Annotated in this window: 27 protein-coding genes and 1 riboswitch; of the genes, 11 read left to right on the forward strand and 16 right to left on the reverse strand. The window is 63.4% G+C overall.

Features of this window, described 5'->3' with window-relative positions:
- Positions 1–36 precede the first annotated feature (36 nt).
- The 4 genes from AC1DWQ_RS15140 to mnmG all read right to left on the reverse strand — a co-directional run bounded on the left by AC1DWQ_RS15140 (position 37) and on the right by mnmG (position 4,304).
- On the reverse strand, positions 37–807 hold the full coding sequence (locus AC1DWQ_RS15140; protein WP_477670385.1) for a ParA family protein: 771 nt from the start codon (positions 805–807) through the stop codon (positions 37–39).
- A 49-nt stretch (positions 808–856) separates the two neighbouring features.
- Positions 857–1,483, reverse strand: coding sequence for a LysE family transporter (locus tag AC1DWQ_RS15145; protein WP_477670386.1), 627 nt, complete (start codon positions 1,481–1,483; stop codon positions 857–859).
- Positions 1,484–1,638: 155 nt separating this feature from the next.
- Positions 1,639–2,307 carry a 16S rRNA (guanine(527)-N(7))-methyltransferase RsmG gene (gene rsmG / locus AC1DWQ_RS15150; RefSeq protein ID WP_477670387.1) on the reverse strand — a complete coding sequence of 223 codons (669 nt, stop codon included), beginning with the start codon at positions 2,305–2,307 and terminating at the stop codon, positions 1,639–1,641.
- Entirely contained in the window at positions 2,307–4,304 is a 1,998-nt protein-coding gene (gene mnmG / locus AC1DWQ_RS15155) for a tRNA uridine-5-carboxymethylaminomethyl(34) synthesis enzyme MnmG (protein ID WP_477670388.1), read from the reverse strand. The genes rsmG and mnmG overlap by 1 nt, the downstream gene beginning before the upstream one ends.
- Before the next feature lie 360 nt (positions 4,305–4,664).
- Here mnmG and AC1DWQ_RS15160 point away from each other — a divergent pair, with 360 nt between their 5' ends.
- Positions 4,665–5,243: an NADPH-dependent FMN reductase gene (locus AC1DWQ_RS15160; RefSeq protein WP_477670389.1), complete on the forward strand. Its 579-nt coding sequence runs from the start codon at positions 4,665–4,667 to the stop codon at positions 5,241–5,243.
- Positions 5,240–5,917: a hypothetical protein gene (locus AC1DWQ_RS15165; protein ID WP_477670390.1), complete on the forward strand. Its 678-nt coding sequence runs from the start codon at positions 5,240–5,242 to the stop codon at positions 5,915–5,917. The genes AC1DWQ_RS15160 and AC1DWQ_RS15165 overlap by 4 nt, the downstream gene beginning before the upstream one ends.
- 8 nt (positions 5,918–5,925) lie before the next feature.
- Here AC1DWQ_RS15165 and AC1DWQ_RS15170 read toward each other — a convergent pair whose 3' ends face one another.
- Both AC1DWQ_RS15170 and AC1DWQ_RS15175 read right to left on the reverse strand, forming a co-directional pair.
- Positions 5,926–6,552, reverse strand: a complete 627-nt coding sequence (locus AC1DWQ_RS15170) for an FMN-dependent NADH-azoreductase (RefSeq protein WP_477670391.1) — start codon at positions 6,550–6,552, stop codon at positions 5,926–5,928.
- Positions 6,553–6,575: 23 nt separating this feature from the next.
- On the reverse strand, positions 6,576–6,899 hold the full coding sequence (locus AC1DWQ_RS15175) for a DMT family transporter (protein WP_457281851.1): 324 nt from the start codon (positions 6,897–6,899) through the stop codon (positions 6,576–6,578).
- Positions 6,900–7,005: 106 nt separating this feature from the next.
- Here AC1DWQ_RS15175 and AC1DWQ_RS15180 point away from each other — a divergent pair, with 106 nt between their 5' ends.
- The 3 genes from AC1DWQ_RS15180 to AC1DWQ_RS15190 all read left to right on the forward strand — a co-directional run bounded on the left by AC1DWQ_RS15180 (position 7,006) and on the right by AC1DWQ_RS15190 (position 8,884).
- Complete coding sequence (locus AC1DWQ_RS15180) at positions 7,006–7,392, forward strand: winged helix-turn-helix transcriptional regulator (protein WP_477670392.1); 387 nt, start codon at positions 7,006–7,008, stop codon at positions 7,390–7,392.
- 119 nt (positions 7,393–7,511) lie between these two features.
- Positions 7,512–8,513 (forward strand): Bug family tripartite tricarboxylate transporter substrate binding protein, encoded by a 1,002-nt coding sequence (locus tag AC1DWQ_RS15185; protein WP_477670393.1) that lies wholly within the window; start codon positions 7,512–7,514, stop codon positions 8,511–8,513.
- Positions 8,514–8,620: 107 nt separating this feature from the next.
- The gene (locus AC1DWQ_RS15190; RefSeq protein WP_477670394.1) at positions 8,621–8,884 is read left to right on the forward strand and encodes a YkgJ family cysteine cluster protein; all 264 of its coding nucleotides are present in this window, start codon (positions 8,621–8,623) and stop codon (positions 8,882–8,884) included.
- 7 nt (positions 8,885–8,891) lie between these two features.
- Here the strand turns inward: AC1DWQ_RS15190 and AC1DWQ_RS15195 are convergent, their stop codons facing one another.
- Positions 8,892–9,557, reverse strand: coding sequence for a Crp/Fnr family transcriptional regulator (locus AC1DWQ_RS15195; RefSeq protein ID WP_477670743.1), 666 nt, complete (start codon positions 9,555–9,557; stop codon positions 8,892–8,894).
- Between the two features lie 174 nt (positions 9,558–9,731).
- Here AC1DWQ_RS15195 and AC1DWQ_RS15200 point away from each other — a divergent pair, with 174 nt between their 5' ends.
- Together AC1DWQ_RS15200 and AC1DWQ_RS15205 are read left to right on the forward strand one after the other, a co-directional pair.
- Positions 9,732–10,502 carry a class II aldolase/adducin family protein gene (locus tag AC1DWQ_RS15200; protein ID WP_477670395.1) on the forward strand — a complete coding sequence of 257 codons (771 nt, stop codon included), beginning with the start codon at positions 9,732–9,734 and terminating at the stop codon, positions 10,500–10,502.
- Positions 10,499–11,383: a bile acid:sodium symporter family protein gene (locus AC1DWQ_RS15205; RefSeq protein WP_477670396.1), complete on the forward strand. Its 885-nt coding sequence runs from the start codon at positions 10,499–10,501 to the stop codon at positions 11,381–11,383. The genes AC1DWQ_RS15200 and AC1DWQ_RS15205 overlap by 4 nt, the downstream gene beginning before the upstream one ends.
- Here the strand turns inward: AC1DWQ_RS15205 and AC1DWQ_RS15210 are convergent.
- From AC1DWQ_RS15210 to AC1DWQ_RS15225, 4 genes are all read right to left on the reverse strand, one after another.
- Positions 11,380–12,225 (reverse strand): transglutaminase-like domain-containing protein, encoded by an 846-nt coding sequence (locus AC1DWQ_RS15210; RefSeq protein ID WP_477670397.1) that lies wholly within the window; start codon positions 12,223–12,225, stop codon positions 11,380–11,382. The genes AC1DWQ_RS15205 and AC1DWQ_RS15210 overlap by 4 nt on opposite strands.
- 90 nt (positions 12,226–12,315) lie before the next feature.
- Positions 12,316–12,630 carry a hypothetical protein gene (locus tag AC1DWQ_RS15215; protein WP_477670398.1) on the reverse strand — a complete coding sequence of 105 codons (315 nt, stop codon included), beginning with the start codon at positions 12,628–12,630 and terminating at the stop codon, positions 12,316–12,318.
- Complete coding sequence (locus tag AC1DWQ_RS15220; protein WP_457281859.1) at positions 12,631–12,816, reverse strand: DUF1328 family protein; 186 nt, start codon at positions 12,814–12,816, stop codon at positions 12,631–12,633.
- 271 nt (positions 12,817–13,087) lie between these two features.
- Positions 13,088–14,494 (reverse strand): AsmA family protein, encoded by a 1,407-nt coding sequence (locus AC1DWQ_RS15225; RefSeq protein ID WP_477670399.1) that lies wholly within the window; start codon positions 14,492–14,494, stop codon positions 13,088–13,090.
- A gap of 118 nt (positions 14,495–14,612) precedes the next feature.
- Here AC1DWQ_RS15225 and gstA point away from each other — a divergent pair, with 118 nt between their 5' ends.
- Positions 14,613–15,221 carry a glutathione transferase GstA gene (gene gstA, locus AC1DWQ_RS15230; protein WP_477670400.1) on the forward strand — a complete coding sequence of 203 codons (609 nt, stop codon included), beginning with the start codon at positions 14,613–14,615 and terminating at the stop codon, positions 15,219–15,221.
- A 378-nt stretch (positions 15,222–15,599) separates the two neighbouring features.
- Positions 15,600–16,706 (forward strand): alkene reductase, encoded by a 1,107-nt coding sequence (locus tag AC1DWQ_RS15235; RefSeq protein WP_477670401.1) that lies wholly within the window; start codon positions 15,600–15,602, stop codon positions 16,704–16,706.
- A 57-nt stretch (positions 16,707–16,763) separates the two neighbouring features.
- Here the strand turns inward: AC1DWQ_RS15235 and thiE are convergent, their stop codons facing one another.
- The 5 genes from thiE to thiC form a co-directional block, all read right to left on the reverse strand.
- On the reverse strand, positions 16,764–17,408 hold the full coding sequence (gene thiE / locus AC1DWQ_RS15240; RefSeq protein WP_477670402.1) for a thiamine phosphate synthase: 645 nt from the start codon (positions 17,406–17,408) through the stop codon (positions 16,764–16,766).
- 11 nt (positions 17,409–17,419) lie between these two features.
- Positions 17,420–18,238, reverse strand: a complete 819-nt coding sequence (locus AC1DWQ_RS15245) for a thiazole synthase (RefSeq protein ID WP_477670403.1) — start codon at positions 18,236–18,238, stop codon at positions 17,420–17,422.
- A gap of 132 nt (positions 18,239–18,370) precedes the next feature.
- The gene (thiS, locus tag AC1DWQ_RS15250; RefSeq protein ID WP_477670404.1) at positions 18,371–18,586 is read right to left on the reverse strand and encodes a sulfur carrier protein ThiS; all 216 of its coding nucleotides are present in this window, start codon (positions 18,584–18,586) and stop codon (positions 18,371–18,373) included.
- A 5-nt stretch (positions 18,587–18,591) separates the two neighbouring features.
- Complete coding sequence (gene thiO, locus AC1DWQ_RS15255) at positions 18,592–19,650, reverse strand: glycine oxidase ThiO (protein ID WP_477670405.1); 1,059 nt, start codon at positions 19,648–19,650, stop codon at positions 18,592–18,594.
- Positions 19,651–19,673: 23 nt separating this feature from the next.
- A complete protein-coding gene (thiC, locus tag AC1DWQ_RS15260) occupies positions 19,674–21,593 on the reverse strand; it encodes a phosphomethylpyrimidine synthase ThiC (protein WP_477647020.1) in 1,920 nt (639 codons plus the stop codon).
- Between the two features lie 79 nt (positions 21,594–21,672).
- Positions 21,673–21,796, reverse strand: a riboswitch (TPP riboswitch).
- Positions 21,797–22,217: 421 nt separating this feature from the next.
- Between thiC and AC1DWQ_RS15265 the strand changes: the two genes are divergently transcribed.
- Positions 22,218–22,775 (forward strand): Spy/CpxP family protein refolding chaperone, encoded by a 558-nt coding sequence (locus AC1DWQ_RS15265; protein WP_477670406.1) that lies wholly within the window; start codon positions 22,218–22,220, stop codon positions 22,773–22,775.
- 251 nt (positions 22,776–23,026) lie between these two features.
- A complete protein-coding gene (locus AC1DWQ_RS15270; RefSeq protein ID WP_477670407.1) occupies positions 23,027–24,097 on the forward strand; it encodes a flavodoxin family protein in 1,071 nt (356 codons plus the stop codon).
- Positions 24,098–24,180 lie beyond the last annotated feature (83 nt).

Below are 24,180 nucleotides of genomic sequence, written 5' to 3' on the forward strand. Positions count from 1 at the left end.
GGCACTATTGGCATATAAAACTGCACCCTGGCGCGGTCACATTGCCTTGATGCGGTCCACCATTTCTTCGGCAAACGTGACGAAAGCCTGCGCGCCCCTGGAGGCCGGGTCAAACACCACGCCGGGCAGGCCGTAGCTGGGTGCTTCGGCCAGGCGCACGTTGCGCGGGATCACCGTGTTGAACACCTTGTCGGAAAAGTGTTCCTTGAGCTGGTCGCTCACCTGCTGCTGCAATGTGATGCGTGGGTCGAACATTACGCGCAAGAGGCCGATGATCTGCAGGTCTTTGTTGAGGTTGGCGTGCACCTGCTTGATGGTGTTGACGAGATCGGTCAGGCCTTCGAGCGCAAAGTATTCACACTGCATCGGCACGATCACGCCGTGTGCGCAACACAGGCCGTTGAGCGTCAGCATGCTGAGCGACGGCGGGCAGTCGATCAGCACGAAGTCGTACTGGCTGTCGACCTCGGCCAGCGCCAGCTTGAGGCGCTTTTCGCGGCGCTCGACATCCACCAGTTCGACCTCGGCGCCGGCCAGTTCGCGATTCGCGCCCAACACGTCGTAGCCGCACTTTTCACTGTGCACGCGCGCCTCGACCACCGAAGCCGATTCCAGCAGCACGTCGTACACCGTCATTTCCAGCTTGCGTTTGTCGACGCCCGAACCCATGGTGGCATTGCCCTGCGGATCCAGGTCGATCATCAGCACACGCTGGCCGACTTTGGCCAGGCCCGCGGCCAGGTTCACCGTCGTTGTTGTCTTCCCTACCCCACCCTTTTGGTTGGCTACGCAGAATATTTTGGCCATGTGTGCTTTTAGTTTTTGTTCGAGAGAGGATGCGAAATGCGATGGCGGCTTATTTGGAGACCGCGAGCTTGAGGCCGAAGCCGATCAGGAAAACGCCGGCCAGCTTGTTGAGGACCGCCGTGATTTTCGGGTTGGCGCGTATGCGCTCCGCCAGGTGATAGGTGATCATGACCGAGGTCAGGCCATACAAGAAAGTCAGGGCCGCAATCGTGGCCGCCATCACGGCGAAAGTCTTCAGGCCCTGGTGCAGGGCCGGATCGACAAACAGCGGGAAGAAAGCCATATAGAACACGATGGCCTTGGGGTTCAGCAAGGTGATCATCATCGCCTGCTGAAAGTAGTGGCGCGGCTTGATATTGAGCAAGGGCGCGTCGCCGGGCTTGGCCATCAGCATCTTGATGCCCAGCCAGGCCAGGTAAACCGCACCCGCCCACTGGACGATATGAAAAGCCGTCGGGTAAGCCGCCATGATGGCCGACACCCCCGCGACCGCCGCCCAGAGCAAAACCTGGTCGCCAGCAATCACGCCGAAAGTCGCACCCAGGCCGCCCGCGATGCCGCCCTTGCTGGTCGAGGTGATCAGCGCCAGGTTGCCCGGGCCGGGAATCAGCAAAAACACAATGATGGCGACGACAAAAGCGCCGTAGTCGGCGATGCCAACGAATGAGCCCAACATGGAGGTTCTCCAGAAAGTAGAGAGAAGTGAGGCTGTGAGTTTACGACAGGGGTGTGCCGCAGAAATGCCAAACTGGCCCGATCAAGGCCGATTTGGCATTCGCGAAGGGTTCTTTTTGTGCCCGAACAACGGGCCGAGGCGCTCGGCCCCGGTTTTCAGGCCGGGCTGGCGGCGGCTTTCGCCTGCATCCAGACAATGCAGCGCTCAGCATCCAGCCCCGGAACCTGCAGTTGTTCCACGTGAAACACTTCAGCGCCGGCTGGCAGGGCGGCAATTTCGTCGGCCGGGTGCTTGCCCTTCATGGCCATCCACACACCTTGCGGTGCCAGCGCGTCGGTCGACCAGTTGGTGAAATCGACCAAGGACGCAAAGGCCCGGGAGCAAATCACATCAAAAGAGGTGGTGATGGTTTCGACCCGGGCGTGCAGGCCGGAGAGGTTGGGCAGCTTCAAAGCCAGCGCCGCTTGCTTGATAAACGCGGCTTTTTTGGCCACCGTATCCACGCAAGTCACCGCTACGTTGGGGCAGCAAATCGCGATGACGACGCCCGGCAGGCCTGCACCGGAACCCACGTCCAGCAACTTGGCGCCCTCCTCCAGTCCGGCTTTCTGCAAATGTCGCTTCAGCGGAAGCACCGCCGCCAGGCTGTCCAGCAAATGGTGGGTCAGCATTTCCGCCGGATCACGCACGGCCGTGAGGTTGTAAACCTTGGTCCATTTGCCGATCAGGTCCTGGTAATCCAGCAGCTGGCCGACTTGCGCATCGGTCAAATCCAGCTGCAGCGCCTTGAGGCCGGCGCGCAAATCCTGTTCACCGCCGCGCATCAGGCCTGGGCTTTTTCGGTGGAAGCCCCGGCCGCCTGGAGTGGCGTCGTGTTTTTCCAGAGGTTTTTCTTCAGGTGCACCAACAGCAAGGAGATGGTGGCAGGCGTGATGCCGGAGATCCGGGAGGCCAAGCCTAACGTTTCGGGGCGGTGTTTGGCCAGAGTCTGGCGCGCCTCAAAGCTCAGCGCCGACACCTGCAGGTAATCCAGGTCGGCGGGCAGCTTGAGGTTTTCGTAGTGTGATGCCCGCTCGACTTCAGTCTTTTGCAGGTCGATATACCCGGCGTACTTGGCCGTGATCTCGATCTGTTCGATCACGCTTTTGGCCATGTCGTCGCTGGCTGCCGCTTCGGCTGCCAGTTCGGGGTTGGCGTACTTGCCCTCTTCCAGCGACATCAGTCCGGCATAGTTCACATCCGGGCGACGCAGCAGGTCCAGCAGGTTGTACTCCCGTTCGATGGATTTACCCAGAACCCGCTCGGCTTCAGCCACCGGCAGGTTGTTGGGATTGACCCAGATTGCCCGAAGCCGGGCTGTTTCACGTGAAACAGTGTCGCGCTTGCGGTTGAAGGCATCCCAACGGGCGTCGTCTACCAGACCCAGTTCCCGGCCTTTTTCGGTCAGGCGCATGTCGGCGTTGTCCTCGCGCAGCATCAGGCGGAATTCAGCCCGGCTGGTGAACATGCGGTAAGGCTCGGTCACGCCCTTGGTGATCAGGTCGTCAACCAGCACGCCCAGGTAAGCCTCGTCGCGCCGCGGCAACCAGGCTTCCTTCTCCTGGCATTGCAGCGCAGCGTTGATGCCAGCGAACATGCCTTGGGCCGCCGCCTCTTCATAACCGGTGGTGCCGTTGATCTGACCGGCGAAGAACAGGCCGCCAATGGCGCGCGTTTCAAAGCTGGATTTCAGGGCGCGCGGGTCAAAGTAGTCGTATTCGATGGCGTAGCCGGGCCGCAGGATATGGGCGTTTTTCATCCCCGCCATGGAGCGGACCAGGTCGTACTGGATGTCAAAAGGCAGGCTGGTCGAGATCCCGTTGGGGTAGATCTCGTGCGTGGTCAGGCCTTCCGGTTCCAGGAAAATCTGGTGGCTGTCCTTGTCGGCGAAGCGGTTGATCTTGTCTTCCACGCTCGGGCAATAGCGCGGGCCGACGCCGTCGATCTTGCCGGTGAACATGGGGCTGCGGTCAAAACCGGATCGGATGATCTCGTGGGTGCGCTCGTTGGTATGGGTAATCCAGCACGGCATCTGCCGCGGATGAGCAATCCCGCCTCCCATAAAGCTGAACACCGGCACCGGCCCTTCAGTGCCGCCCGGCATGCCGTCACCGGGTTGTTCGGTGCATTTGCTGAAGTCGATGGTACGGCCGTCGATGCGCGGGGGTGTGCCGGTTTTGAGCCGGCCTTGCGGCAGCTTGAGTTCCTTGAGCCGGGCCGAAAGCGATACCGCCGGCGGGTCGCCCGCCCTGCCCGCCGAATAGTTATTGAGCCCAACATGGATCTTGCCGTCCAGGAAAGTGCCGGCCGTCAGCACCACGGTGCGCGAACGAAAGCGAATGCCGACCTGCGTCACCGCCCCGACAACCCGGTCGCCCTCGACCATCAGGTCGTCGACCGCCTGCTGGAAGAGCCACAGGTTGGGCTGGTTCTCAAGCTTGCGGCGAATCGCCGCCTTGTACAGAATGCGGTCGGCCTGCGCGCGGGTGGCACGCACGGCCGGGCCCTTGGAGCTGTTCAGGATGCGGAACTGGATGCCGCCTTCGTCGGTGGCCAGCGCCATCGCGCCGCCCATGGCGTCCACCTCTTTGACCAGATGGCCCTTGCCGATCCCGCCGATGGAGGGGTTGCAGCTCATCTGCCCCAGGGTCTCGATGTTGTGGGTCAGCAGCAAAGTCTTGCAGCCCATGCGTGCGGAAGCCAGCGCGGCCTCGGTGCCTGCATGGCCGCCACCGACCACGATCACATCAAATTCTTGCGGATAAACATAAGGCGAGTGCATCACGCCTCCTTCGGGTAAAGCGGCTTTCAGGCTGGGGCGCCTGCATGCCATGGAGCGGTCCGGTGTCGATGGTGGCCAGGCTTGCCGCAGCCGCACGGCGGCGCGGCAACACACACATGCGCCGTGCAGGTGCCCCGGCCCATCGGTCCCCACAGGACGAAGGCACGATTTTATCAGGCGAGGCCTTATTTGTGCGGCCTGTCCGGGGGCATGGCCTTGCGTGGCTTCGGGGATTTGCTATCAATTCAATAGCTGCTTGCGCCCGTCCTTATTAGGCTGGAGCGTCAAAGTCCGTGCAAGACGGCTGTTGTGCGCGGCAGCCACGCCAAAAACCGGCCGCCAGCGGCCACAATAGCGGGCATGAAACTACTCGTCTTTGCTGGCAGCATCCGCCAAAACTCCTTCAACCGCAAACTCGCCCAGGTGACCGCCACACTGGCGCGCGCCAGCGGCGCCGAAGTCACCCACATCGAGCTGGCTGATTTCGACATCCCCATGTACAACGCCGACCTGGAGGCGCAGGGCACGCCGCCCGACGTGATGAAGCTCAAGCAGCTCATGTTTGAACATCCGGCCTGGATCATCTGCTCACCCGAGTACAACGGCAGCTACACCGCGCTGCTCAAGAACACCATCGACTGGGTCTCCAGCCCCGTCAAGAGCGATCCAGCCTGGCACGAAGGCTTCAAGTCTTTCACCGGCAAAGTCGTGGGCGTTCTCAGCGCCTCGCCCGGCGCGCTGGGCGGCCTGCGTTCGCAAAGCCATCTGGTGCCGCTGCTGCTCAACGCGCAGTGCTGGGTCGCGCCCAAGGCTTTTGCCCTGGGCCGCGCCGGCACCGCCTTCGACACCGAGGGCAACCTGCTCGACGAATCGCATCTCAAAAATGTGCAGGCGGTGATCGACCAGGTGCTGTTTGCTTCCCAACGCCTCACTGCATGACAGCGCGTCCAGGCCACTGGCTGTCGGGCCTGGCGGCCTTTTGCCTCGCGTCGTGCGCTTACGCCATGGACGTGGAGATCAGGGAGCCTTTTGTTTTTCTGTCGGGCAAGGTGACCGGCAATGAACAACGGATTTTGCAGGCCGCGATAGAGGAGCACCCCGGCATCACAACGGTGGTGCTCAAAAACTCCTCGGGCGGGGACGCCCGGGCCGGGTATGCGACTGGCGAATACATCCGTGAAAAAGGCCTGATGACCTTGCTCTCAGGCTATTGCCGTTCTTCGTGTTCGCGCATGTTTCTGGGCGGCACAACACGCGCCTACTCCGACGACCAGCCTCTCGAAAGAACGGTCGTGGGTTTCCATGGCAACTACACACAGGACGGCAGCCTGCAACAGGCGCGCATGCCGGCACTGAAAGCCTGGATCATGAAATACAGCGACGGCAAAGCCAACCCCCAGCTGGTAGAGCAGTGGGTCAACCTGCCCAACCACAACGGCTTCGCCTATTTCTACCACCCCCAGGTGCCTGGCATCGGCCCCGACGGCGTGATACTGTGCCAGGGAAGCGAAGACCCGAAGCTGCGCAAGGAGCTGTGCGCAAAGCCTCAACAGGGTGACGCGCTGGCCAACGGGATCGTGACCACACTGGAGATCGCCAAAATACCCCGGTGACCAACGCACTAATTTACGGCCAGCGCCCGTGCCTGTTCCACCGCACCGGCCTTGGTTGCCGCAAGGTCCTCGGGCGGCACCAGCGTCGGCGCAACGCTTATTTCCGCCGTCACCTCAATGTCCAGGAAACGCAGCCAGCGCCGCATGTACGGTTTCTGGAAATCGGATTCATCTTCCCCGGGCCGCAGCGGGTACGCGCCGGCACTTGAATACACCAGCGTCGCACTCTTGCCTGGCAGCAGCGCCTGGTAACCGGTTTGCCTTGACCATGCCCAGTTCTGCCCCGGCAAGGTCACCACGTCGATGAAATGCTTGAGCCGGTAAGGAATGCCGAAATTCCACATCGGCAAACTGAAGAGATACCGGTCTGCCGCATTGAAGCGCTGCGACACCGCGACCGCACGCGCCCACAACGCCTGCTGCGGCGCCGTCGCATTCTGCGCACGCAACACGGCAAACTTGGCGGCGATCATGTCGGCGTCAAACGGCGGCAGGTCGATGTCCCACACATTGATCGTGTCCACGGTGCCCTCGGGATGCGCCTGGCGATAGGCGTCCAGCCAGGCGGTGGCGACGGAAGTTGAAGTGGACGCGGCCTGCATCGGCGAAGCTTCGATATAAACCAGATGGGTCATGGGTTTCTCCACGGATGGGTTGATCAAACAGTGCCGTCCAGCAGGCGCAAGCCCACCATGCCGGCCACCACCAGCGCCACGCAGGTCAGACGCAGTGCCGAGGCGCTTTCGCCCATCCAGAGGATGCCGATCAGCGTCACGCCGACCGAACCTATCCCCGTCCAGATCGCGTAGGCCGTGCCCACCGGCAAAGTCTTGACGGCATGCGTCAAAAAGAAAATGCTGGCGCCGGCCGCGGCCACCCCCAGCACGCTGGGCCACAGGCGCGTCCAGCCTTCGGAAGATTTCAGGAACAAGGCCATTGCGATTTCGACAATGCTTGCGGCGAGTAAATAGAGCCAGGCCATCGGGAGTCTTTCTTTGGAATAACAGGGTTAAAGAGGGTTAAGGATTGATGCGCCTCCAGCTTAGGTTTACGATTACCCATAGGCAAGTACGCACCTTCTGGTAACCATGACAATTCCCGGCGACCCACCCACCGACGCTTCAAATGTGTTTAGCCAGGCCTGCCCGTCGCGGCAAGCGCTGGAGCTGGTGGCCAGCAAGTGGGCCTTGCTGGTGATCCCGGCGCTGGCCGATGGCCCGGTGCGCAACAACGAGCTGATGCGCAAGATCGAAGGCATCTCGCAAAAGATGCTGACGCAAACGCTCAAGGAGCTGGTGCGCAATGGCCTGGTGCTGCGCTTTGACCGCCAGACCGTGCCGCCGCATGTGGAATACCAGCTCAGCGCGCTGGGCCAGTCCCTCAGCGAAACCTTGATCCCGCTGGACAACTGGGCCGAGCGCAACCACCAGAACCTGAAGGCCGCGCGCGAACGTTTTGACGCATCCTTCATCTAGCGCATGGGGGTTAGCCTCATTAGCGGAATCACGTAGCGCCGCGCCTCATGTACGGTCCTATATTGGACCGACACGCCAGCGATGAAAACGACGGCGGCAACAACATGGAGACACATCAAATGAAACACCTCAACACGCGCCGCGGCGCATTGCAGTTCGGCCTCGAGGCCGGCGGCGCACTGGCAGCGGTTTCGGCCTTTCCCGGGCTGCTGCATGCACAGGCCGGCTGGCCCAGCAAACCCATACGCTTGCTGGTGCCCTTCGCGCCCGGCGGCAGCTCGGAGATCGTCGCACGCTCAGCGGCCAACGAACTCACCAAGAGCCTGGGCCAGACGGTGTTTGTGGAAAACAAGCCCGGCGCCAGCGGCAACATCGCCATGCAGGAATGCGCTGCCTCTACCGATGGCCACACCATCATCCTGGGCCACATCGGCACCATGGCGGTCAACCCCTTCATCTTCGACAAACTGCCCTTCGACACCAACAAGGACTTCAAGCCCATCTCGCTGCTGGCCAAGGTGCCCAGCCTGTATGTCGTCAATTCCAGCGTGCCCGCCAACAACCTGAAAGAATTCATCGCGCTGGCCAAGGCCAAGCCCGGCCAGCTCAATTACGGCTCAGCCGGCAATGGCAGCGCCGGCCATCTGGCGTTTGAATATTTGAAGATGGCGACCGGCATTTTTGTGCTGCACGTGCCCTACCGCGGCACCGGCCCGCAGCTGACCGACCTGCTGGCCGGGCGGCTCGAAGCGGCAAGCGTGGGCGCGCCGGCCATCCTCGCGCACATCAAGTCAGGCAAGCTGCGCTGCATTGCCACCGGCACCAAGGAGCGCCTGTCCCAACTGCCCGACGTGCCCACCGTGGCGGAAAGCGGCTACCCCGGTTTTGAAATGACGCAGTGGTACGGCCTTAATGCGCCGGCCAACATGCCGCAGGCCAACATCGACCGCATCGCCGAGGCTTGCAATAAGGCCATGCGCAATCCGCAGGCCACCGAACGCCTGCGCGGTGACACCGCCCAGCCGATCGGCGACACACCGGCGCAGTACGGTGCCTTCATCAAGACCGAGCAGGCGCGCTGGAAAGAAGTGGCGGCACGGGCAAAGATCAAACCCGACTGATTTTGCGCCACAAACGGTCCCACAGGCCTTTTTTAAGCACCAAATACGGCTCCAGCCCAATAGGAATCTGCGCGAGCAGCTATATTTTTCATAGCAGACCACCAACCATGAACTGCCGTCCCGGCTGCGGCGCCTGCTGCATCGCGCCCTCCATCAGCTCCGCCATACCCGGCATGCCCCACGGCAAGCCGGCGGGCGTGCGCTGCGTGCAGCTCGACACCGCCAACCGCTGCCTCATTTTTGGCCAGCCCGAACGGCCTGCGGTGTGCGGGCAGCTCATGGCGTCTGCCGAGATGTGTGGCGCCGACGCGGGAAGCGCGATGGTCTGGCTGGCCCGGCTGGAAAACGACACGCGGCCCGGCCGGCATTGAACCCGCCCTAGCGCGATACGTTGCCCAACGCCTCCAGCCGCGCAGGCGAAACAATTTCAATGCAGCGGTAACCGAGCGCGATGGCGCCACGCTGCACCATCACCTTGAGTTCGACCGACAGCGTTTGCCGGCTGATGCCCAGCATCATGGCCAGCGCCTCCTGCGAAACCCGCACCACCGGCCGCGCCTTCAATGCCATCGTGGCATCGCCGCGCGCCAGCAGCAGCAGGCGGCGCGCCACGCGGGCGCGGGTCGAACGCAAGGCGGCGTCTTCCACCATGCCGTAGAGCGAACGCACGCGCGCCGCCAGCAAGCCGGCAATGGCCCGCGCAAACGGCGCGCCCTGCATCAGCAAGGTAAAAGCCGCCTGCGGCACCACCAGTACCTCCACCGCAGACAAGGCCGTGGCATCGTGCGTGCGCGGCTCGCCATCCATCAGCGAGATCTCGCCGATCCAGTTGCCCGCTTCCAGCACCACCAGAATCGCCTCGCGCCCGTCCTCACGCAGCGAGGAGATTTTCAACAGGCCGCCGAGCAAGCCATAAAAACCGCCGGGCGCATCGCCCTGGCGAAACAGCATTTCACCGGGCCGCAGGCGCAGCACCTCGGCAGAGGCGAGCAGCGCCTGGCGGTCCATCGCCGGCAGCGCGCCAAACCACGGGTTGGCCGACATGCGGGCAAGCAAGGATGGCGGTGAGAGCGGTGAAAGGGGCGAAGGTGTCTTCGGAACGACAGGCATGCGACCAATTGTCAAATTTTTGACAGTTCCCCGTCAAGCACCCACGTATCGTGAGCAGTTCGTGCCGAGAGAGCACCTTTATTCATACACACCACGGAGACCATCCCCATGCATATCCCCTCCCTCAAGGAAGTCGTCAGCGCTGAAGAATGGCAACTGCGCTGCGACCTCGCCGCCTGCTACCGCCTCGTCGCCCTCTACGGCTGGAGCGACCTGGTCTTTACCCACATCAGCGCCAAGCTGCCCGAATCCATTTCCGGCGCGGGCAACCACCATTTCCTGATCAACCCCTACGGCCTGATGTTCGACGAGATCACGGCCTCCAGCCTGGTCAAGGTCGACGGCCAGTGCAACAAGGTCATTGATACGCCCTTCCCGGTGAACCCGGCAGGCTTTGTGATTCACAGCGCTGTGCATGAAGCGCGCGCCGATGCCGGCTGCGTGCTGCACACCCACACGCGCGCCGGGGTGGCCGTGAGCGCGCAAAAGTGCGGCGTGCTGCCCATCAGCCAGCAGTCCACTTTCGTGCTGGCGTCCCTCGCCTATCACGCGTATGAAGGCGTGGCCTTCCGCGACGATGAAAAACCACGCCTGCAGGCCGACCTGGGCAAGGCCAATTTCCTGATGCTGCGCAACCACGGCCTGCTGGTCGTCGGCAAAACGATTGCCGACGCTTTCCTCAGCATGTACACCTTCGAGAACACCTGTCGCATCCAGCTCGACGCGCAGGCCGGGGGCGAACTCACCGAGGTCAACCCGTTGATCGTCAAAGGTGTGGCCGAGGCCATGCGCGTGCAGACCGGCGGCCTGGGTGGTGCTTTTGTCTGGCCGTCACTGATACGCAAGCTCGACAAACTCGACGAAAGCTACAAGTCATGAACGGCTCACCTGTCGTCGCGCAGCTGCTGATCGCGGCGCTCGCGCTGGTCATGCTCGGCCTGGGCATGACCCTGAAGGTCGAGGACTTCACCCGCCTGCTCAAATACCCCAAGGCCGTGGCGGTGGCGCTGGTGCTGCAGGTCATCGTGCTACCAGTCGCCTGCTACGCGATCATCGTGCTGCTGAATGTGCCGCCGCTCTTTGCGGTGGGGCTGATGCTGCTGGCTGCCTCACCCGGTGGCATCTCGGCCAACCTGTTCAGCCACCTCTTCGGCGGCAACGTGGCGATGAACATCTCGCTGACCGCCATTAACACGCTGCTGTCCATCGTCACCATGCCGGTGATCGCCAACTGGGCGATCGACACCTTCGCCAAAACAGGCCAGGTCGTGCCGCTGCAGTTCGGCAAGGTGGTGGAAGTGATCATCATCGTGCTGGTGCCGGTGGCCATCGGCATGTGGCTGCGCATGCGCAAACCCGCCTGGGCCGCACGCAGCGAAAACCCGACCAAGATTTTCAGCATCATCGTGCTGGCCGTGGTGGCCATAGGCGCAGTCGTCAAGGAGTGGCAGTCACTCACCACCACCTTCGCCGCGATCGGCCCGGCGGTATTGGCTTTCAACCTGGTGAGCCTGCTGGCCGGTTACTACGTCTCGCGGGCCACGGGCCTGGACAAACCCATCTCGACCGCCATCAGCTACGAGATCGGCATTCACAACGCAACGCTGGCCATCTTCATTGCGCTGGCCGTGCTGAACAACTTCCAGCTGGCCCTGCCGGCGGCGATTTACTCCTTCAGCATGTACATCACGGCCACGCTGTTCGGGCTGCTTGTGCTGAAGCGCCGCAACGCGGCAGTCATGGCGGCACCTGCGGGCTAAACCGTGACCACGGTCAGCGCGGGCGAATGCACCCCCGTTGAAACGCCAGGCAGGATGTCTCCCTCGGTGATCGAGAGTTCCTTGCGCAGCATCTGCACACCGCCAAAAATGGTGGCAAAGGCCACGTCCTTGGCGTCGCGGCCCGTGCCCACACGCACCAGGCGGTCGATAGGCGCCATGCGTGTCGGGTCAAAAATCACCCATCGCCCCTCCAGCCAGGCTTCAAACACGGCATGGAAATCTTCCGGCGGCTCGTCAAAGTGCACATACCCCACCACCAGCCGTGCGGGAATATTCAAGGCCCGGCACAGCGTGATGCCCAGGTGCGCAAAGTCACGGCAGACACCCGCGCGCTGCACAAACACCTCCTGCGCGGTCGTGGTGGAATTGCTAAAGCCCGGCAAGTAGCCAATCGAGTCGTGAATCCAGGCCTCGATGGCACGCACCCTGCCAATGCCCGGCGGCAAGTGGCCAAACAGCTGCTGCGCGGCACGGCTCATGACGTCGGATTCGCAATAGCGGCTGGGCATCAGGTAGCGCAGCACTTCGTCCGGCACCGCCGTCACAGGGGTTTCGTCCAGGTGCAGAGGCACCGGGGCCGGGTGCAGCTCCACGCGCGCATGGTAGTTCACCGAAAGCACGCCCTTGGGAGCATCCAGGCGGATAAAGCGGTTGCCGCTGCGCTCATCCGAAAAGTTCCGCACCTTCATGCTGGGCGTGATGGTCAGCCGCTCTTCCACAACATGGTGGCCTTCGTGAAAAGCCGCCTCGATGTGAAACAGGAAATGGGCGGGGTGAATGACCTCGTATTCCAGCAACAGATCAATAAGGGTGGTGTGCATAAGCCTGAACCGGTGAAAAGAAACCTTGTGGATGCGTGACGTGCAGTAGCGGCAGGGTTTGCAGGGGATGTGTGTCAGGCGGCCGCGCCGTTAGAGACGTGTGCGGTGGCTGACTTCCCGGTTCTCGGCCGGTGCAAACCAGTTTTTGCAGGTCACAAACACAATGCGGGCCGCGCGCTCCAGCACATCGGCAGACGGTGCAGCCGGCCGGCGCGCACGCAGGCGGTTGATCAGTAAAAACTCGGCAATGCTGGCCTGGAAACCCAGCGGCCGTTTGGGCGCCACACCGGCAGAAGGCGCAGGCAGGCGTGCAGCCTCATTGCCCGGCTGCCGCCACGGGTGGAACAGCCGCTGCCGGAACCGCGCGGCCATGGTGCCGGCCGGCATGTCGGTGCTCGCAGCCATCTACTTCAGTGCTTTCTTTGCAGCGCCTACACCCAGCGCAGCCAGCACGATGAAGATAACCGCGAGGATCAGGAACAGGCCGAACAGAATCTTGGCAATACCGGCAGCACCTGCTGCCACACCACCGAAACCGAGGGCAGCGGCAACCAATGAAATCAGCGCAAAAATAATCGCGTACTTGAGCATGATGGCCTCCAGAAAGTAGCCTCTTGCGCGAATGCGCAGGATGAGGCGTTACGGCGTTACGCACGTCATGGGCATCAAAGTGTGAGGTCAAGGTGAGTCAACGCAGCCCATGACCCATAAGCCGATGCTAAAAGCAGGCGGCGATTTTCCGAATCAGCAGCGCCCGCATGGCCCTGTAGGACAAGGGCGCAGCTCAGCGCAACTTCAGAACCGCCAAGGCTTTAAGGGCAAGTAAGCGCTCATTGACGCACCAACCGGGAAGGCGTCCGGCTTATTTGCCAAAGATGCCGCGCAGGCTTTTACCGACCTTTTCGCCCACACCAGCGCCGGCCCCGGTACCCACGCCAGGCAACAGCACGGTGCCGATGGCGGCCCCCAGCAGCGCCGCACGCGACAGCGTGACTTCCGGGTTGTCCAGCGTACCGCCCACCACCAGCGGCACACCCACAGCGCCACCAATGGCACTGCCGATCTTGCTGTCGCCGGCCAGGGTCACACTGACCTGCCCGCTCAGGGCCTTGGCGGACGAGACCGCCACATTGCCGGTGGCGCTCAAGGCCCCGGAGCTCGCCACCAGGTTGGTCAGCTGCGCCGACCGCCCCAGGGTGCTGACCTGCCCGGCCAAGGTATCCAGCCGGGTCTGGCCACCACGGCTCAGCCCCACCGTTTTGACCGCCTTGGCCAGGTCCAGCCCGTTCACCACCGCATCGCGCACCGTGAAGGTGGTGTGGCTCTGCAGCGCATCCACCAGCGCAGCCGTGGTGGCAGCGCGCGCATTGAGCGTGGTCGTGGCGTCAAGCTGGCCGGTCAGGGCCTTGGCGGGCGCCGTCAGCGCAGACACCTCGACACCGCTGGTTTTCAGTTGCCCCTGCAGCACCAGTTCTTCCGCCGAGCGCGCCACCGGCTGCGCCTTCGCGCCCGGCTTGGCGGCTGCCGTTGCTGCTGCGGCCGCCACAAAACCGCGCTGCAGGCCCAGGCGGCCTTCCAGCTTGCCGCCGCCCACCTTCACAAGCAAATCCCACTGGGCGGCACCGCCGGCCTCGCCGGCTTGCGCTTCCACGCGTTGCAGCGTTGCTTCCAGGCCCTGAAGGTTGCCTTCTGTCAATTTGAGCGAAGCGTTCTCCGGCAGGCCGTCGGCGCCCAGGCTGGCCTCGCCCTTGACCGTGGTACGTGCGCCGGTGGTGTTCACCCAGGTGACGTCGTCCAGCACCGTGCGGCGCGGCAACCAGTCAAGCCGGTTCATTTCCGGGCCCGTGTTGGCTGCAGATGCCGGCGCACCCGGCTTGGCGGGCGCGGCCTGCTTCTTCTTTTGCAGCAACAGGAGCAGCGCATCAATGCCCTGCTGCGGCAACACCGCCCGGCGCACCCGCAGGGTGGCCACTTCCAGGCGCCCCTGCAACAGCGGGCGCCACTCGGGCCGCACTTCCACGCGCTCCAGCGTCAGCGGCGGCTTGCTTTGCACGGAAATGCCGCTCAGCGCCACAGCGGGCAAAGGCCAGATGTCCACCGCCACCCGGTCCAGGGTCATGGGAACGCCCAGCGCGGCCGACGCCTCCCGCTCAACGCGCTGGCGGAAGTCGTCCGTGCTGACCCAGCGGTGCAAGGTGTAGGCCACCACGGCCAGAAGCACCATCAAGCCGAGGGCCAGGAACACCAGCCATTTGAAAAGTTTTGCCATGCGGCTATTGTGGCGCGCCGGCCAGCAATAATCCGCCGTTCCGGCTAGCATCAGGGGCTGTGCGACATTCCCGCCACACTCCCGCCGCACTTTGCTACCCCACAAAGGACAAGACACCATGAAACTTTACTACTCCCCCGGCACCTGCTCCCTGTCACCCCACATCACGCTGCACGAGTCGGGCCTGAAGTTCGAGCATGTGCTGGCGCCCACCAAAACCCACCAGCTGGAAGACGGCACCGACTACTACACCATCAACCCGCTGGGTTATGTCCCGCTGCTGGAGCTGGACGACGGCACGCGCATCGCCGAAGGCCCGGCCATCGTGCAGTACATCGCCGACCAGGTGCCGGAGAAGAAACTCGCACCCGCCAACGGCACGCTGGAGCGCTACAAGCTGCAGTCGTGGCTGACTTTTGTCGGCACCGAACTGCACAAGGGCTTCAGCCCGCTGTTCAATGCCGCCACACCGGCCGACTACAAGACTATCGTCATCGACAAGCTGCTGTCGCGCTTCAAGTGGGTGGACAGCCAGCTTGCCGGCAAGCAATACCTGATGGGCGATGCCTTCAGCGTGGCTGATCCTTACCTCTTCACTGTGACCAACTGGGCACCGCGGGTGGGGGTGGATATTTCGGGGTTTGCGAACATTGCTGCGTTTCGTGAGCGTGTGGCGGCACGCCCCTCTGTTCAGGCGGCGATGAAGCATGAGGGATTGCTGAAATAAGTGACGCCTCCCGGACGCTGATCGCAGTTTGCGTTCCGGGGCCGGGGTTGCCGGCGGCAACTCACTTTCTTTTGCTTCGCCAAAAGAAAGTAAGCAAAGAAAAGGTGACCCTGGTTCCTGCGTCCCTCCGCTTCGCTGCGGGCAACCTGCGGTGCTCGGTCCAGCCGGGGTCAAAAACAACTCGCTTCGCTCAGACAAGTTTTTGCCCTGATCCGTCTGGCCCTCCGCTCCTCGGCGCATCCACAAGGGGCGAGCGGAATCGGAAGCGGGGACAAGTAGTTGCAATAGCACGATTCAAGCAACCCGTGTTGGGCAAGCCAATCGAAACAGGGCCAAACTGGCCCTGTTTTCATTCAAGCCTCCATTCAGGATCTCTTCATGCCCACCCTATTCGACTCCAACAAAGCCGGTGACCTGGCCCTTGCCAACCGCATCGTGATGGCGCCGCTCACACGCAACCGCTCACCCAACGCCATCCCGACTGACATCGCGCAGATTTACTACGGCCAGCGCGCCAGCGCCGGGCTGCTGATCACCGAGGCCACGGCCGTCAGCCATCAGGGCCAGGGCTATGCCGACGTGCCGGGCCTGTACGGCAGCGAGCAGCTCGACGCCTGGAAGGAAGTGACCCGTGCAGTACATGCCAAGGGGGGCAAGATCGTTGTGCAGCTCTGGCATGTGGGCCGTGTGTCGCACACCAAGCTGCAGCCTGAGGGCGGCAAGCCGGTCGCGCCTTCGGCCATCACCGCCAAGACCAAGACGGTGCTGATCGAGGACGGCGTGCCGACCTTTGTTGAAACCTCTGAACCGCGCGCGCTCACGGCAGCAGAAATCCCTGGCATCGTGCACACCTTTGCGGCAGCGGCGCGTAACGCCGTCGAGACGGCCGGTTTTGACGGCGTCGAGATCCACGGCGCCAACGGCTACCTGCTCGACCAGTTCCTCAAAGACGGCAGCAACAAGCGCACCGACGACTACGGCGGCAGCATCGAAAACCGCGCCCGCCTGCTGCTGGAAATCACGCGAGCTGTCACGGACGCGGTAGGCGGCGGCAAAACCGGCATTCGCCTGTCGCCCGTCACACCCGCCAACGACGTGCATGACAGCAACCCGCAGCCGCTGTTTGACTACGTGGTCAAGCAGCTTGCCACACTCAATCTCGCCTACATCCACATCATCGAAGGCGCCACCGGCGGCCCGCGCGAAATCGACGACCGCCCGTTCGACTACAAGGCACTCAAGGCCGCCTACCGTCAGGCCGGCGGCAAGGGCGCATGGATGGTCAACAACGGCTACGACCAGGCCCTGGCTGAAAAAGCTGTCGCCAACGGCGCCGACCTGGTCGCCTTCGGCAAGCCCTACATAGCCAACCCGGACCTGGTGGAGCGGCTGCGCGCTGGCGCACCGCTCAATATCCCCGACAAGGCCACCTTCTACGGCGGCCGCGAAAAGGGCTACACAGACTATCCAGCGCTATCAAATTAATAGCTTCTCGCGCCCGTTCAGATTGCCTGAACGGGCCTTTTCATCCATGAACCCGATCTAGGCCCGGTTCGGTGCCGCCAGGCGCAGGCCGTGCAGCGCGGCTTCCTGCGGGTCGGCGGCCAGCGTCACCGCGCTCACCACAGCCACACCGCCCACGCCGCAGTCCATCACGCCGGCGATGCGGTCCAGCGAGATGCCGCCTATCGCCACCACCGGGTAGGGCGAGGCCCGCAGGGCCCAGTCGCGCAGCTGCTCCAGCCCCACCGGCTCATAAGGCATGACCTTGAGCGTCGTCGGGTAGACAGGGCCGATGGCCAGGTAAGACGGCTGCACCGCATGCGCGCGCACAAGTTCAGCCGGTGTGTGGGTGCTCAGGCCCAGCCGCACACCGCCGGTGCGCAGCGCATCCAGGTTGGCCGTGTCCAGGTCTTCCTGGCCCAGGTGCACCCCGTAGGCGCCGAAATCCAGCGCCAGCTTCCAGTGGTCGTTGATGAAAACCTGCGCGCCCTTGATGCCGCGCCCTGCTTCAATCGCCGCCTGTACTTCGGCAGCAATTTCCCCCGGCGTGTGGTCCGCCGCCTTGATGCGCAGCTGGACAGTGCGCACGCCCCAGCCCAGCAGACGTTTGATCCAGGCCGCATCGGGCACCACAGGGTAAAAACCAATCGGGCCGGTCAATGGGGCAAAGGCGGGTGTTTTCATCGGAAGTCCAGTCAGGGTGCGTGCCAGAAGGGTACGCCGACCGTCGGCGTGGAAGCCTGCGCGGCCGCGCGCTCCGGCATGGGGGTTGACTCATAGGCGGCGCGGCCGGCAGCCACGCCGTCGGCAAACGCCCGCGCCATACGCACCGGGTCGCCGGCCTGCGCCACCGCGGTGTTCAGCAGCACCGCATCAAAGCCCAGCTCCATCACCGCCGCGGCATGCGAAGGCCGGCCGATGCCGGCATCCACCACCAGCACCGCATCGGGCAGGCGGCGGCGCATGGTTTCCAGCGCATAAGGGTTCAACGGCCCGCGGCCCGTGCCGATGGGCGCGGCCCAGGGCATCACGGCCGCGCAGCCCGCGTCGCGCAGGCGCTGGGCTATCACCAGGTCATCCGTCGTGTAGGCAAAGACGGCGAAGCCCTCTTTGGCCAGCACCGTTGCGGCGTGCAGGGTGGCGTGCGTATCGGGCTGCAAGGTGTAGTCGTCGCCGATCACCTCCAGCTTGATCCAGGTCGTGCCAAAAATCTCGCGCGCCATCTGCGCCAGCGTGATCGCTTCCTCGGCGCTGTGGCAGCCCGCCGTATTGGGCAGGATGTGGCAACCCAGCGCCTGGATGCGCTGCCAGAAGCTGTTGCCGCCACCGCTTTCCGGCTGCAGGCGGCGCAGGCCCACCGTCAGCACTTCGCACCCGCTGGCACGCACCGCATCGCTCATCACTTGCGGCGAGGGGTAATGCGAGGTGCCAAGGAAGAAGCGGCTGGACAAAGTCTTGCCACCGACCGTCAGGGGCTGGCCGTGGGCAATAGAAGGTAACGCAGATGTTGTCATATCAAGCGTTCCGCAAAAGTATCGCGATGCCAGCAGACGCCGCGGAACTGGCTCCGCCAGGCCGCTGGTGTCGCCCCCTGCAAGGGGGGAAGGTGCTACACGCAGTGAGCATCCGACGGGGGTGTGCCATTTCTAGCCTCCGGTGATAGGCGTGACCACGTCGACGCGGTCGCCGTCTTGCAGCGCACGCTCCGGCCACTGCGGCCGCGGCACAAACCCGTTGTTGATGGCGCAGGCAAAGGCGCTCTTGAAGTCGTAGCCCCGCGCCTGCAGCAAAGCCTGCAGGGTTGACGCATCGGTTTCCATGCGTTCGCCGTTCAAAGAGATCTGCAATGTTGTCGTCGTCATGTCATTCATTCTCCGTACCCCAGGAGTTTATGGACAAGCCCGTCCACCAGCGCGGGCGCACACAGATAACCATGCCGGTACAAGCCATTGATATGCCAGACACCGTTGCGCAGCGCAATCGCCGGCCGGTGGTCGTCCAGCGCGGGCCGCAGCGCAGCCGCCAGGCGCAGCACCCTGGCCTCGCCAAACGCCGGGTGCAGGCTGTGCAGCGCACTGGCGAGCTCGAGCGTGGAGCGCAAGGTCACCGGCCCGCTGTCTTCCGACTCCAGTTCGGTCGCGCCGACGACAAAGCGGTGGCCGGGCCGTGGCGCCACATACAGCTGGTAGCGCGGATGCATCAGACGCACCGGGCGCTGCAACGTCACGCCGGCGCATTCCACCGTCAGCACCTCGCCGCGCACGCCGCGCAGCTGCGGCCAGCCTTCCTTCGCACCCACACCGCGTGCGTCCACCGCAATATCCACACGATGAGTTTGCCCGGCGCAGACGATGCGCCCCTCTTCCACGGCGTTGACCGCCTGACCTTCGAGCCAGGTACCGCCCAGCCTGTCGATCTCCACCGCCAGCGCGGCCATCCACTGGTCATTGGCCAGCTGGCCTTCGCCCTCCAGCAACAAGCCACCGCCAAAGCGCCCGGCAAATGCCGGCTCGGCACGGCCCAGCGCAGCGGCATCAAGCGCCTGTACCTGCGCGCGTGACGCATCAGGCAGCTTGTGCATCAGCAGGCGGGTGAAATGTTCCAGCGAACTCTGGTCGGGCGCATGGGCCACCACCAGCGTACCTTCGCGCCGGAAATACACCGGCAAGCCTTCAGCCTCCAACTCTGCAATCCACTCCGGCCACAGCTGCATGGAGCGCTGGCCCAAGGCAAACACGGCCTCGTCCGCCACCGCCAGTTCCGCCAGCGGCGACAGCATGGCCGCCGCCGTCATCGAGGCCGTGGCCAGATCGTCACGCGCCCGCGCATCGAACAGGCTGACGCGGCAGCCTGCACGCAGCAGGCGCCAGGCCAGCGTGCGGCCGGCCAGGCCCGCGCCCGCAATACCGATGTGCAAAGTGCTCATGTCAGGGACGGCTCCGAAACAACTCAGGAATAGATCTCGCTCCCGCCTTCGCGGAACTCCTTGGCCTTTTCCTCAAAGCCGGTGGCGATCTGCTTGATGGGAATTGTCGTGGCTGCCGGCGCCAGCGTGGTGCTGGCCGGGTTAAGCCGGGCAAACTCGCGCACCTCCTGCGAGATTTTCATCGAGCAGAACTTCGGCCCGCACATCGAACAGAAATGCGCCACCTTGGCGTTCTCTTTGGGCAGCGTTTCGTCGTGATAAGCCATCGCCGTGTCGGGGTCGATCGCCAGGCGGAACTGGTCTTCCCAGCGGAACTCAAAGCGCGCTTTCGACACCGCGTTGTCCCACATCTGCGCGCCCGGGTAGCCCTTGGCCAGGTCGCCCGCATGCGCGGCGATCTTGTAGGCGATCAGGCCCTGCTTCACATCGTCGCGGTTCGGCAGGCCCAAATGCTCTTTCGGCGTCACGTAGCACAGCATGGCCGTGCCGTACCAGCCGATGTTGGCTGCGCCCATGGCAGAAGAGATGTGGTCATAACCCGGCGAGATGTCGGTGATCAGCGGGCCCAGCGTGTAGAAAGGCGCTTCAAAACAAGCTTCAAGCTGCTTGTCTACGTTTTCTTTCACCAGCTGCAGCGGCACGTGGCCCGGGCCTTCAATCATCACCTGCACATCGTGCTTCCAGGCGATCTGCGTGAGCTCGCCCAGCGTGTGCAGCTCGGCAAACTGCGCTTCGTCGTTCGCATCGGCAATCGAGCCGGGGCGCAAGCCATCACCCAGCGAGAAGCACACGTCATACGCCTTCATGATCTCGCAGATCTCGTCAAAGCGTTCGTACAAAAAGCTTTCCTTGTGATGCGACAAACACCACTTGGCCATGATGGAGCCGCCACGCGAGACGATGCCCGTCAGGCGATTCGCCGTGAGCGGCACATAGGCCAGGCGCACGCCGGCGTGGATGGTGAAGTAGTCAACGCCCTGCTCCGCCTGCTCGATCAGCGTGTCGCGGAAGATTTCCCAGGTCAGGTCTTCGGCCTTGCCGTTGACTTTTTCCAGCGCCTGGTAGATCGGCACCGTGCCGATGGGCACCGGCGAGTTGCGCAAAATCCATTCGCGCGTTTCATGGATGTTCTCACCCGTCGACAAGTCCATCACGGTGTCTGCGCCCCAGCGAATCGACCAGACCAGCTTGTCGACTTCTTCCTCAATGCTCGAGGTGACCGCCGAGTTGCCGATGTTGGCATTGACCTTGATCAGGAAGTTGCGACCGATGATCATCGGTTCGCTCTCGGGGTGGTTGATGTTGTTCGGGATGACGGCGCGGCCGCGCGCCACTTCGTCGCGCACAAACTCGGCCGTGATCTGCTCCGGAATCGCGGCGTTGAAGGAATGCCCTTTTTTCGGCATGCGTTCGGTGGCCAGGCGCTCGGCCAGTTGCGCGCGCACCAGGTTTTCGCGCACCGCGATGTATTCCATCTCGGGGGTGATGATGCCTTTGCGCGCGTAATGCATTTGCGACACATTGGCGCCGGCCTTGGCGCGGCGCGGCACGGGCGCATGCGCCATGCGCAGCGCGGCCAGGGCCGGGTCGTTCAGGCGCTCACGGCCGTAGGCGCTGCTGATGCCGGGCAGGGCTTCAGTGTCCTGGCGCTCGTTGATCCAGGCGCCGCGCAAAGGCGGCAGGCCACGCGTGATGTCGATCGGCGAAGCCGGGTCGGTGTAGACACCCGAGGCGTCATACAAACGCAGCGGCGGGTTGGCTTCGCGGCGCGGCTCCCCGGCGCCTTCGTGCACCAGCGTGTCGGTCAGCGTGACTTCACGGAACGGAACGCGAATGTCGGGGCGCGAGCCTTCGATGTAAATCTTGGCGGAGCCCGGAAATGGCGCGCGCGTGATGCGACTGGTGAGGTCTTGGGTGTCAACGGTGAGTCGGGTTTTGGCCATGTGGTTCTCCAGAAGGTGGGGTGCCTGCTGGGGAGCCGGGGGTCCATCGGTGGCACCTGGTGTGCCGCTGCGGAGTTCCGGAGCCAATTGCGTTGTTCCCTACGCGGGGATAATCCCGATCAGGTTCAGCGGGTCTCGCATACTGCGATCTCAGCCTCGAAAGCCTCCTCACGGAAACATCCTTGGCACCCCGACAAGCTGGTGCCATTGTAGGCACCCCGGACGGCGATGGCAATTGACCGCAGTCAAGAAGGAAGTCCCCCTGTTGGGGCTCACTGCGTGTAGCCCCCTCTCCCCCTGCGGGGGACGAGCGCCTCGCGGCCGGCAAAGCCGGACCGCGGCCCCCGCTTGAATCGCCTTTTGAGGCTACAGCTCCCTGCTCTGAAAGGCCAAGCCAACGGGGGCCGCGGAACTGGCTTTGCCAGGCCGCAGGCGCCGTCCCCTGCAAGGGGAAAAAGCACTACACGAAGTGAGGGCTGATAGGGGTGTATCCACGGCTTATCTTTACCTTTCGGCAACGGCAGGGAAACAGACGGCCCGCACACTTGCTTTCAACCTGAAGCCAAAAGCCGTATGTCACGACTCGATGGAACTCAGGCATCTTCTCCTGAAAGGAAGTTCCTCATGAAATTCGCATTCAACCGCTCCGCTTCCCTCAACAGCCTCGTACTCGCCGGCTTGCTGGCAACGGTAGGTGCCGGTGCCATGGCACAAACGCCTCCCGCACCACCCGCCGGATCGCCGCCCGCCGCAGGCAAGCCTGCCGGCCCCCATGGCGATCGCATGGGCCGCCACGACCCCGCCAAGATGCAGGCCATGATCGCCAAGCACCAGGCCGAGCTCAAAGCCAAACTCAAGCTCACGCCCGCCCAGGAAGGCGCGTGGACCGCTTACACCGCTTCCATGCAGCCGCCCGCCCACGGAGCACGCCCCACGCCGGAGCAACGCGCCGAGTTCGACAAGCTGACCACGCCCCAGCGCATCGACAAGATGAAGGAAATGCGCACCCAGCGCATGGCCGAGATGAACACGGCGATGGACAAGCGCGGTGAAGCCACCAAGACCTTCTACGCGGCGCTCACACCCGAGCAGCAAAAAACCTTTGATACCGAGCACAAAAAGCACGGCATGCGCCATGGCGGCCCTCGCGGTCAAGGTGGCCCCGCCCCGCAAAAGGGTTGATCCATAACCGCGACACGCTGAACTGAAGCGCGCCAGGCCCGCACGGCAGCCCCAACGGCTGCGTGCGGGCTTTTTTGCGGCCAGCCCACATTCCGCATTAGCTATTATTTTGATAGCTGCTTGCGCAGATTGTATATGGCTTAAAGGCCATTTTGACCAAAAACTGCGGCTCGCCAGACGGTACCGAAAACCCGCGTAGGACGGCATCGAAACCCCCGGTTCAAGCCCTGCAGCGTCACTAGACTCGGCAGATGACCACGGTACGCAAAGGCCAGGCACCGGCCCTCCTCTCACGCGACGCGTTCCACGAACGCTTTATGCAATCTTTTGTCGACCCGGCATTCCGGCAGGAAGACGAAGCCCTGGCCCGGCTTGAAAGCGTGGCCTGGGACGCCTACCAGGAAGGCCGCAAGGCGCCCCACACGCGCAAGGCCGGCGAGGAATTTGCCGACCCCGACTACGAACTGTCCGTCGAATGGCTGGAAACCCGCGAACGCCTGGCCAAAGCGCAGGCGGCCTGGAAAGACCCGGCCACACCCTCCCGCGTGCTGCTGGTGTGCGGCTCCGCCCGCAACGACGGCACCTGCCCCGGTGAAATCTCCAAGACCTGGCGCCTGCTCAACAGCGCGAAGACCACACTCCAGGAAGCGGGCATGGATCCCGATGTGCTGGACCTCAGCCTGCTCACCTCCAGCTACAACCTTCACATCCACCCCTGCAAAGGCTGCGTGTCCACCGCCATGCCGCTGTGCCACTGGCCCTGCAGCTGCTACCCCAACCATTCATTGGGGCAAACCAGCGACTGGATGGCCGAGATCTACGAACGCTGGACGGCCGCGCATGCCGTCATCATCCTCACGCCCGTCTACTGGTACCAGTCACCCAGCCCGCTCAAGCTCATGATCGACCGCCTGGTGTGTGCCGACGGCGGCAACCCCGACCCCACCACCACCCACGGCAAAAAGCCCGAGGAAGCCAAGGCGCTGGAGATGAAAGGTTGGGACTATCCCAAGCACCTGGCAGGCCGCGCGTATGGCGTCGTGGTGCATGGCGACGTGGCCGGGATCGAAGGCACACGCCGCGGCCTGTGCGACTGGCTGGACTGGATGGGCCTGATTGATGCCGGCAGCCCGGCCCGGCTGGACCGCTACATCGGCTACTACGAACCCTATGCCACCAGCCACGACACGCTGGACGCAGACAAAGCCCTGATGGAAGAAGTCCGCAACGTGGCCAGGGCTGTAGCCACCGCAGTCACCGAACTCCGGGCCGGGAAGCTACCCCAGCCCGGCAGGGGCTTGCCGCAGCCCCGGCCCAAATAAACGCAGGCGTGAAAAAAAGCCGGGCGCAGGTAAAAACCTGTGCCCGGCTTTGTGGCGATGCAACCACCTTGCGGCAATTACAC

The organism is Polaromonas sp. P2_G11 (genome assembly GCF_056403595.1).

Coding starts and splice junctions, on each gene's coding strand:
- AC1DWQ_RS15180 (WP_477670392.1), top strand. CDS start 7,006: ATGACAATTCCCGGCGACCCACCCACCGACGCTTCAAATGTGTTTAGC.
- thiO (WP_477670405.1), bottom strand. CDS start 19,650: ATGAGCACTTTGCACATCGGTATTGCGGGCGCGGGCCTGGCCGGCCGC.
- AC1DWQ_RS15175 (WP_457281851.1), bottom strand. CDS start 6,899: ATGGCCTGGCTCTATTTACTCGCCGCAAGCATTGTCGAAATCGCAATG.
- AC1DWQ_RS15195 (WP_477670743.1), bottom strand. CDS start 9,557: ATGTCGGCCAACCCGTGGTTTGGCGCGCTGCCGGCGATGGACCGCCAG.
- AC1DWQ_RS15210 (WP_477670397.1), bottom strand. CDS start 12,225: ATGCACACCACCCTTATTGATCTGTTGCTGGAATACGAGGTCATTCAC.
- AC1DWQ_RS15140 (WP_477670385.1), bottom strand. CDS start 807: ATGGCCAAAATATTCTGCGTAGCCAACCAAAAGGGTGGGGTAGGGAAG.
- AC1DWQ_RS15185 (WP_477670393.1), top strand. CDS start 7,512: ATGAAACACCTCAACACGCGCCGCGGCGCATTGCAGTTCGGCCTCGAG.
- thiE (WP_477670402.1), bottom strand. CDS start 17,408: ATGAAAACACCCGCCTTTGCCCCATTGACCGGCCCGATTGGTTTTTAC.
- mnmG (WP_477670388.1), bottom strand. CDS start 4,304: ATGCACTCGCCTTATGTTTATCCGCAAGAATTTGATGTGATCGTGGTC.
- AC1DWQ_RS15215 (WP_477670398.1), bottom strand. CDS start 12,630: ATGGCTGCGAGCACCGACATGCCGGCCGGCACCATGGCCGCGCGGTTC.
- AC1DWQ_RS15220 (WP_457281859.1), bottom strand. CDS start 12,816: ATGCTCAAGTACGCGATTATTTTTGCGCTGATTTCATTGGTTGCCGCT.
- AC1DWQ_RS15205 (WP_477670396.1), top strand. CDS start 10,499: ATGAACGGCTCACCTGTCGTCGCGCAGCTGCTGATCGCGGCGCTCGCG.
- AC1DWQ_RS15190 (WP_477670394.1), top strand. CDS start 8,621: ATGAACTGCCGTCCCGGCTGCGGCGCCTGCTGCATCGCGCCCTCCATC.
- AC1DWQ_RS15235 (WP_477670401.1), top strand. CDS start 15,600: ATGCCCACCCTATTCGACTCCAACAAAGCCGGTGACCTGGCCCTTGCC.
- AC1DWQ_RS15265 (WP_477670406.1), top strand. CDS start 22,218: ATGAAATTCGCATTCAACCGCTCCGCTTCCCTCAACAGCCTCGTACTC.
- AC1DWQ_RS15270 (WP_477670407.1), top strand. CDS start 23,027: ATGACCACGGTACGCAAAGGCCAGGCACCGGCCCTCCTCTCACGCGAC.
- rsmG (WP_477670387.1), bottom strand. CDS start 2,307: ATGCGCGGCGGTGAACAGGATTTGCGCGCCGGCCTCAAGGCGCTGCAG.
- AC1DWQ_RS15160 (WP_477670389.1), top strand. CDS start 4,665: ATGAAACTACTCGTCTTTGCTGGCAGCATCCGCCAAAACTCCTTCAAC.
- thiS (WP_477670404.1), bottom strand. CDS start 18,586: ATGACGACGACAACATTGCAGATCTCTTTGAACGGCGAACGCATGGAA.
- AC1DWQ_RS15225 (WP_477670399.1), bottom strand. CDS start 14,494: ATGGCAAAACTTTTCAAATGGCTGGTGTTCCTGGCCCTCGGCTTGATG.
- thiC (WP_477647020.1), bottom strand. CDS start 21,593: ATGGCCAAAACCCGACTCACCGTTGACACCCAAGACCTCACCAGTCGC.
- AC1DWQ_RS15145 (WP_477670386.1), bottom strand. CDS start 1,483: ATGTTGGGCTCATTCGTTGGCATCGCCGACTACGGCGCTTTTGTCGTC.
- AC1DWQ_RS15200 (WP_477670395.1), top strand. CDS start 9,732: ATGCATATCCCCTCCCTCAAGGAAGTCGTCAGCGCTGAAGAATGGCAA.
- AC1DWQ_RS15170 (WP_477670391.1), bottom strand. CDS start 6,552: ATGACCCATCTGGTTTATATCGAAGCTTCGCCGATGCAGGCCGCGTCC.
- gstA (WP_477670400.1), top strand. CDS start 14,613: ATGAAACTTTACTACTCCCCCGGCACCTGCTCCCTGTCACCCCACATC.
- AC1DWQ_RS15245 (WP_477670403.1), bottom strand. CDS start 18,238: ATGACAACATCTGCGTTACCTTCTATTGCCCACGGCCAGCCCCTGACG.
- AC1DWQ_RS15165 (WP_477670390.1), top strand. CDS start 5,240: ATGACAGCGCGTCCAGGCCACTGGCTGTCGGGCCTGGCGGCCTTTTGC.